Below are 7,755 nucleotides of genomic sequence, written 5' to 3'. Positions count from 1 at the left end.
TAATGTATAATCTGACTGTAAAATGTTTGTTTGCATACTTATATTTTACAATAAAAGACGGCTTCTGGCATTTACCAGTCGCCGCCTTTTGTTTTTTATTAAGGGGCTGTCTTACTGCGACAGCCCCACCATCAACTTACCGGCTCTCCATAACGGAACAGTCGGCCCTATATGAGAAGAAAGGGTGGCTCTGCCACCCCGGAATATTCAGGTAGAAAATATTTACTATTGATTAATATAAGCTTTGACGGTAGGGGGGCTTGATTCCCCTCTCCCCTTTTCACACTTACAAAAGAAAAAAAGACTCCTACCAGTTTTTACGTAGGAGCCTTTTCGTGCATTGTAGTAATTTTCTATGATTGTTGGGATTCCTTGTTAAAAATCGTGGCATTATTATAAATTGAATAAATACTTTAAGGTAATTAATTTCTACTATGAATTATTATATATTCGTGGTTCATAGAAGCAACCGGCTTATTATATACCATGGAGGTGATTTTGGGCATTCTTTTTACCGGAATTTCACGCTGAATCTGATTAATATTGCGGAATTTTTGACTTTCTAGAAAATCCCTCGAAATATCAGTCAAGTTAATTTGTACTCTATCAACGGTTCGATTACCTAAAGTTAAAACAATATATTTATCAGTAACTCTGCATAGTTCTTTGAGAAATTTAAAATAGTCGCTAAAAAAGCGAGTGATTTTTGTGTGCTTCGATACTGAAATTTTATTCAAATAAGGCTTTATTAGATTTTGCTCATATTCGTTTAAGAATGCTTCGCTATTCATTCCCCCTAAACTACAAGAATCGATTATCGAGTAGTTATCAAGTTCCCATCCTTCTAATTCTAAGTCCGGATTAGGTATGATATGTAGTGGGAGCATTGAAAATTGTCCATACGTAACAGTAGTTGCATTTTCTCCGTATGGTGGTGATGTTATAGATATATCAAACGCTCTATTTTCAATACCCGTCATAATTTTTAATATATCACCCTTATATAAAATAAAATTATCCGATTTTTTCATAAACTTATTAACGTTCGTTTCAACTGAAGTTATAAAATTATTTATAACATTGTTTTCTATTCTTAGAATTGAAACCTCTTCTTTAATATGTAATTTATAAGTCGAACTTCTAGTGTTACTATGCTTCCTAATAACATCACATAGCATATACCAGAAAAATAATCTATTTTGATCATCATTGATTTGCATAATTGCCGAACGTACAATAGATAAAGTATCCAGGATATCTTCACGAAACCATTTTTCCATATATGGAAATGACAAAGAGAATATTTGTTTCGGCTCATTAATTAGTTTTTTTAACTGCTCAATATCGTTAAAAACATTGGAGTTAACACCATGTAGCTTGACTTTTGTTATTAAGTTAGCAAGAGGGTTAATATCACAACCTACTAAGTGCATATTCGGTGATATTTCCATTGCCTCATATAGTGCTGTTCCAGAACCATGAAAAGCATCAAAAACGGATGAAATTTCATTATTATTTATAATATTGCTTAATATACTTTTCTGTACAGGTGCAACCATAACTGCTGGATATAATACTGTTCCGTGAATATCATTACTCTTTTTATACTCCTTAAAAGCTACATTTCCCAACATTAGTTATTCCTCTTCTCAATTTTTATTAATCAGGTAATATTGTTGTTTTGTAGCATTTCGTTTACTACAACAACAAAAACACCAAGAAGGTTTGCAAGTTGTTTAATGTCATTTTCAGTTAGATAAGTCCCCGCTTTATGAGCTCCTAAATGTGCTGTAGATATTCCGGAACGAAACCGCTGAGCATCTAAGATATTTTTTAGGCTATTAAAATCAATTTTAGAAGAATTTGCGATCTCCGTTACAAATCTTTTATTGCTATGAATATAATCAATAACTTTAACAACTCGATCTTCAAGACCTTTGACATTGTTGAATAATGTTCCAAACTTGCTAGACTTATTTATTGAATCTATACTTATTTCGAATCCAGCTCTTAACGAGCAGGCGATTAATTCTAAATAATCCTTTAAGTCTAAACTGTTCAGCTGTTTAAAAAGATTAGCAACTGATTGGTTATAACTAATTTGATAATTCTCTTTGGAAGGCAACGAAATAAGTTTTTCTGCTTTGTTTTTTCCAGTGATTTTAGAAGTTGGGCGATAAAATGTCATATTCAGCTGTTTTACTACTAACCCCGTCTTGAGATCCTTATAACTATATTCAATGCATTTTTCGATCGGTTCAGTTACACTAGAAAGTATACCATTATTGACTTCAATCCTGTCACATTTAATTATTGCTAAGTCATTAGCTACTAAATTTGAGCTACTATCATAAATAGAAGCAATATATTGTTTTAAGTCTATTTGACCTGTAGGAACGGCAAGTTTAACATCATTACTATTTAAGTTTATAACCGCTGGTACTGTAGATTTTCCTTTTTGCCCTCCATTACCTCCGGCACCTGTATCTGCTCCGGCACCTGTATCTGCTCCGGCACCTGTATCTGCTTCGGCACCTGTGTCGGCTTTGGCACCTGTATCTGCTTTGGCACCCGTACCTGCTCCGGCACCTGTACCCGCCCTGGCATCTACAGACGCTTTTATATTTAGCTCTTTTTCCTTACCGAATAACGTATACTTAACTTTATTAGCTATACGTTCTATAGCAACATCTGATTTGAATGGGAAATCATTTTTGATGTATTTTCTAAACTCTTCACTATCAATGAAATTGTTACACTCTGAAGGTAACTCTGATACAGTTAAAAAATTAAATTGTAGTAAATGATTTTTATTAAGGGCTCCAATGGTCTGAATCCGTTTATTTATTTCTGATAAAAAATTCTTTATTGAATCGGTTAGTTCATTCTGTAAAAACTGTGTTCTGTCAGAGTTGAAATTAATTAAAGGGTTATCACTAATAATTCTTACAAATCCTATCATCTGATTTAAAACCCATAGAGTTTTAATATTTTTCATAATATTTGGATCAAAAAGATCATAATTGTTAAATAAATTAGAATTAACGTAGAGTAGGGGTGCTAAGTCGTTTTGTGGATTGAAGAAAAGCTTGTCTACCTTCTTCTTACCATTGGGTGGGAAGTGAAATATAACTAATTCAATGTCCAATTTGTATTCTTTAGAATCAAACAAGTAATCTTCAGTTAAAGCTTCGTAGTTATTATACAAAAACTTTATTTTTTGATCGTTACTGTTGTATTTAACATAATATAATTGATGCTCGGGAACATTACTAATTAGTTTAGGTGTATTACTACTTAAGTAATTCGTTCCGTTTATTTGTAATTCAATTGCAAATGTTTGATCATCGAATGAATTTAAAACCTTTTTGTAATTACTTTCTATTTCAAAATAACCTTCCAAAGACTTCGCATTATATTCATCAAGAAAAATGGTTATAGACGTCCCTTTTTCGATAGTATCATCCTCAATAACCTCAACCTCAAACTGCGAAATATCATTCGTATTTACAAGTAAATTATAATTAGCTTTAAAAATGTATCCAATTTCGTTCTCTTTCCTCGTTTTCCATTCAACATTTCTTCCAAATTTAAAAACAGATAAAAATCCTAACCCTTTAGCTCCTTGGGTATATCTATTATATTCGTTGATCTGTCCATACTTCTTTGCACTGGTAGAGATATGAAAGAGAGTGTCTATGTCGTCTTTGTTCATACCGGAGCCAGTATCAACTATTTTCAGTATCCTATCTGATGAATCCAAAATAACAGTTACTTTTGGAGCTCCTGCATCATACGAATTTTTTAATAATTCGTTAAGTGCGATGATATTAGATGGGATTTTTTCAGATAATTCGCTAATTATATTCCCGCTAACCTTTATTTTTGAATTCAATCTATCATCTCCATTCTTTTCAATGTAGGAAACTTTAAGTTACCACACAATATTATTAAAGCTTTTTTTTTCCTGAATAATTTTTAAATAAATCATAGTTTTTTTAATATCTCTATTACCTAAAAGCTCATTAACATCATTAATGGCTAGTCCATTCATTAAACAGTGGAGTGCATAACTATGCCTAAAACTTGAAGGGTGACTTCTATCGTCCGTATAGTCTGCTTGACTGCAGGCTTTTTTTACGTAATTAAAAGCAGTTCTACCTGTAAATGGAAATATTGGTTGATTTATTGAGATAGCACGTGACTTAATAAACTTCTTTAAATCATCTATTAAATCTTGCTGCAAAGGAATCTCTCTGTTATGATTTCTATCTTTCCGGCGTTTACAGGTCTTTACAACTACTACACCTTTCATGTAATCAATATCCTTAGGGGTAACATCCAAAGCTTCAGAAACCCTTACCCCGGTTCTCCACAAAAACTTACAAAAGATATATAATTTCGGGTCATTTTTTACTGCTAAAAGAATTCTATCAACTTCACTTTTTAAAAAATAGTGTGGATGTATAATTTTTAAGCAAGAGGACATTTGTTTATCCTTTCCTAAAAAGAATTCTAATTAAGAAAATTATACCATAAATTAGGTACAATTACAACATATTTTTCCAATTTTCATAAATTTCTACCATATCAATTCATGTTTAATAATTACAAAATCGTAATGTATTTTACCGGATGGTCTATACTTTTGTGTCGCAAATAATTTTATTAGATATTTTTATGTCGTAAAAATTCACGACATAAAAATACCCACTAATTAATGAAATTCCATTAATTAGTGGGTATTTTTACTCTGTATTTTTTTGTCGCCGGACAGAACGGGCCTTCATTGACCTGCTGCCAGTATTTAATGGGAGCTTGGATTTCATTCTTGGTGGTGTTTATTTTAGCCAGTGTCTGCTAATCCATGGTGCATCGGTCAATTACACGCTTCGCTGGCCCTGGGTTTGTGGAGGTTCGAGTTTAGATATTAGCTATGGCTTATCTTAATCCATGAGTCTGTAAAATATTGGTATTACTTTGGGGTCTTTTCGAGCACCTGCACCAGCGACTGTTAGGGTTATTTCTATCAATCAATGATGGTGTTGCTGCTAGATATATTCGTTAGTTAATAAAGGATATATTATCTGCAGCCCCTGGTTTTCGGCCTTAGTCAGCGAAATCTTCGCACGGTGAAGATGTTAGTTAGATATGTTCGTTTTCTAGTTAGTCAGGGTCTAGTGCTTTTTCCAGCCTCTTCCCAACCGTGTTCTCGTCTGGGTCTCACGGGTACCGCGTCAGAGTGCTGTAGGTTTAGGCTATCAAAGGAATAATTACGGTTTTCTGGTACCTCTCCTTTTGCCATGGCAGGTTTCTTTAGCACACTGACTTTTACGTCTGAGGTCAGCGCAGAGAGCCATTTGGGGTATTCCTTATGGGGTGCCACACTGCGGGTGCCAATACGATGAGTTTTGTACTTTGTTCTGGCTAATGGTTAATGTTGCCAGGGCTGGTGCGTTGTTTGCCTTTAAGCCTTCGTTCGTAGGTTTTACTAAGCCTGTCCGTCTAATCTGTTCACGCTCCGACTTCACACCGGGCAGTTCACTGGCTCGCTATCGGGCCAACCTTACGGCCACTTCACAGGTCGCTTTGGAGGGCTATCAATATATGAAGCCATTATAGCCAGAGATACTAGTCTGCCCAAGCAGAGTTATGCTCTGCTCTTGGTTCAGTGGCCTGGTTGGCTCCTTAGCATCGCTCAGGAACTGCGATCCGTTGTTTCGTAAGTCGCTGCTCACAGAAAGGACGGCAGGCTTTACCCGTTGGTGAAGTTGGGTGAATCTTGTGCATGAGCCTTTAATCCAGCATTACCGCAGTTTGATAGTTATTGCCCTGGGTTTCTACCTGGGTTTTTGCATTTGATATGATCTGGAGGATGTCGCAATGTTACACCCTTCTCCTTCCCCCGATAAACGCCTTTACGGGCCTGAAAATGGTCCCCTTACTCTCCTTCACACATTTTGGCAAAGTGTAAAACTAGGGGGATGAAACCTGAAATAGCCGTTCCCAGAGCAGCAATTCCCATTTTATCTCCAACAACACCACCAAGAATTCCTCCACCGGCTGCACTCAATTTGCCCTAATGAGGTTACCGCATTTACTACAAATTAATACCACCTTCGCATAGAAATGCTATTAGTTAATGATATAACTAGGTTGGTGTAATTTAAAGAAGTAATAAATTATCAAGAGGTAAAAACAATGTCGAAAACGAGCATAGGTGACCATTTCGGATATATGCCGATTGATAAGATTATAGTTTGTAGTTGGTCATGGTCACTATAAACTATACAAATGTGTTTTGGTTGAAGTCTACGTGCCTATTTGGTAGGAGAAGTTAATCCATGTTTGTTACTCCTTAACCCTTGTATTTACTGGGTTGGTTTAGAATGCATAATAGTACCGCCCATTCCTGGATTCTGCAACAGTAGGCCCTAATCACCCAGATGTTGCAGATACTTTTGACCAGTACCAGGACTTTATTAGTTGGCCCTTAACGCTTGTTCAATGCCCCACCGGGTCTATTTAAGATCCACCTACTGGGAATTTAAGGCCACAGCTTGGGATTACGGTTGGTGTAAGTATTCTCTTGTCAAAGAACAGGTGATTGCGGTCTAACCCCTACGGGCCTGCTCTCCCCTCTCCATTTAAGGCATGGAATCCAGGATATATTGGCTCCGGCGGTATCATCTCAACGGGAACGTCGGCAGGAGTTTCCAAGGGGTAGTGTTGTATTAAACAATCATTTTCAGGCCAAGGGTAAGCCTCAGCCGGAGTAATGATGGTGTTGTTAACGTATTTCTCTGGTATTATCTCGTAGCTTGATTTTCGGGAGTCAGCTGCTTGACAAGACTACAGGTTTAGAAGATCCTTTATTAAGAACTATGACTATTTGGTTTTATATTGCAAATGAAGGATTAAGTACTTTGGAAAATTTGGGTAAGATCGGGGTCCCATTGCCATCATCTCTGGTAAAATCCTTAGAAAAATTACAATCAACAAAATCAATTAAATAGAATGTCTGTCGACAGCTAAAAGTTTTTTAAATAAATCTATAATATTATGAAACCTTCCTGGATAAAGAAAGGTCTTCTATGTAGGGAGGTCATCACTTTAGTTAGGGAGGGAATATAATGTCAATTGTAAAATGTAAGAATTGCTCTTATCAGTTTAAATATCTAAATATTTTAAAATCAATACTTCTTTGCTATAAACCTATAAAATGCCCTGAATGTAAAGAAGATTATAAAATTAATATACTTTCGCGTGTTACGGGAGCCGGAATGTTAAATTTTTTTATTGTAAGATCTATAGAAAAAAAAATCGAACTTAACCCAATCATAGATTTTGCATTATATATAATTATATTTATTTCCTTGATACTATTAGCACCTTTTCTAGCTAGATTGGATCCAGAAAATAATACCTGATACTTATATTTACACACAATCATGGGGCTGTCGCAAAACGTTCAATTGAAAACGTAGGGCGACACGCCCCATTTTTATTTGTGACATAAAAAATTATTACATCTACGAAAGTGAATTTTACCATTTAGGCCCCGATTTGGGCACAACAAAACAAGGGAAGACCTTCCCCTGTGAATAACTTTTCGTTTTTTGTTTAGACGGCCTTGGGAATATGTAAGTATGCTCCACAGCGGTTGGCTCGGATCTTGTTGTGGAGTTTTTTTATGTTGAATGCAGTAGCCAACAAGATTAGTTCAGTCTGTACTTTTACCTGTCCTCGCAGGAG

Annotated in this window: 6 protein-coding genes; 3 read left to right on the top strand and 3 right to left on the bottom strand. The window is 35.5% G+C overall.

All coding sequences use genetic code 11. From position 1 onward, the window contains the following. Nucleotides 1-422: 422 nt before the first annotated feature. Genes V6C11_RS15360 through V6C11_RS15350 form a run of 3 tightly spaced genes read right to left on the bottom strand, consistent with a single transcriptional unit; the run spans nucleotide 423 to nucleotide 4,489 of the window. The gene (locus tag V6C11_RS15360; protein WP_333532082.1) at nucleotides 423-1,634 is read right to left on the bottom strand and encodes a hypothetical protein; all 1,212 of its coding nucleotides are present in this window, start codon (nucleotides 1,632-1,634) and stop codon (nucleotides 423-425) included. 29 nt (nucleotides 1,635-1,663) lie between these two features. Continuing rightward, nucleotides 1,664-3,895: an ATP-binding protein gene (locus tag V6C11_RS15355; protein ID WP_333532081.1), complete on the bottom strand. Its 2,232-nt coding sequence runs from the start codon at nucleotides 3,893-3,895 to the stop codon at nucleotides 1,664-1,666. A gap of 39 nt (nucleotides 3,896-3,934) precedes the next feature. Then, complete coding sequence (locus tag V6C11_RS15350) at nucleotides 3,935-4,489, bottom strand: tyrosine-type recombinase/integrase (RefSeq protein ID WP_333532080.1); 555 nt, start codon at nucleotides 4,487-4,489, stop codon at nucleotides 3,935-3,937. Between the two features lie 929 nt (nucleotides 4,490-5,418). Between V6C11_RS15350 and V6C11_RS15345 the strand changes: the two genes are divergently transcribed. From V6C11_RS15345 to V6C11_RS15335, 3 genes are all read left to right on the top strand, one after another. Further along, nucleotides 5,419-5,622, top strand: coding sequence for a hypothetical protein (locus V6C11_RS15345; RefSeq protein WP_333532079.1), 204 nt, complete (start codon nucleotides 5,419-5,421; stop codon nucleotides 5,620-5,622). 1,199 nt (nucleotides 5,623-6,821) lie between these two features. Continuing rightward, nucleotides 6,822-7,016 (top strand): phage holin family protein, encoded by a 195-nt coding sequence (locus V6C11_RS15340; protein ID WP_333532078.1) that lies wholly within the window; start codon nucleotides 6,822-6,824, stop codon nucleotides 7,014-7,016. A 117-nt stretch (nucleotides 7,017-7,133) separates the two neighbouring features. Continuing rightward, nucleotides 7,134-7,430, top strand: a complete 297-nt coding sequence (locus tag V6C11_RS15335; RefSeq protein ID WP_333532077.1) for a TIGR04104 family putative zinc finger protein — start codon at nucleotides 7,134-7,136, stop codon at nucleotides 7,428-7,430. Nucleotides 7,431-7,755 lie beyond the last annotated feature (325 nt).

The sequence above is a fragment of the Desulfotomaculum sp. 1211_IL3151 genome (assembly GCF_036763075.1).
Taxonomy (GTDB): domain Bacteria; phylum Bacillota; class Desulfotomaculia; order Desulfotomaculales; family Desulfotomaculaceae; genus Desulfotomaculum.
The sequence above is the reverse complement of the archived record's forward strand: the minus strand, read 5'-3'. Positions and strand labels throughout refer to the sequence as shown.

What these genes read in the sequence shown, in the direction of transcription:
- V6C11_RS15360 (WP_333532082.1), bottom strand. Translation starts at nt 1,634, where the DNA reads ATGTTGGGAAATGTAGCTTTTAAGGAGTATAAAAAGAGTAATGATATT.
- V6C11_RS15335 (WP_333532077.1), top strand. Translation starts at nt 7,134, where the DNA reads ATGTCAATTGTAAAATGTAAGAATTGCTCTTATCAGTTTAAATATCTA.
- V6C11_RS15350 (WP_333532080.1), bottom strand. Translation starts at nt 4,489, where the DNA reads ATGTCCTCTTGCTTAAAAATTATACATCCACACTATTTTTTAAAAAGT.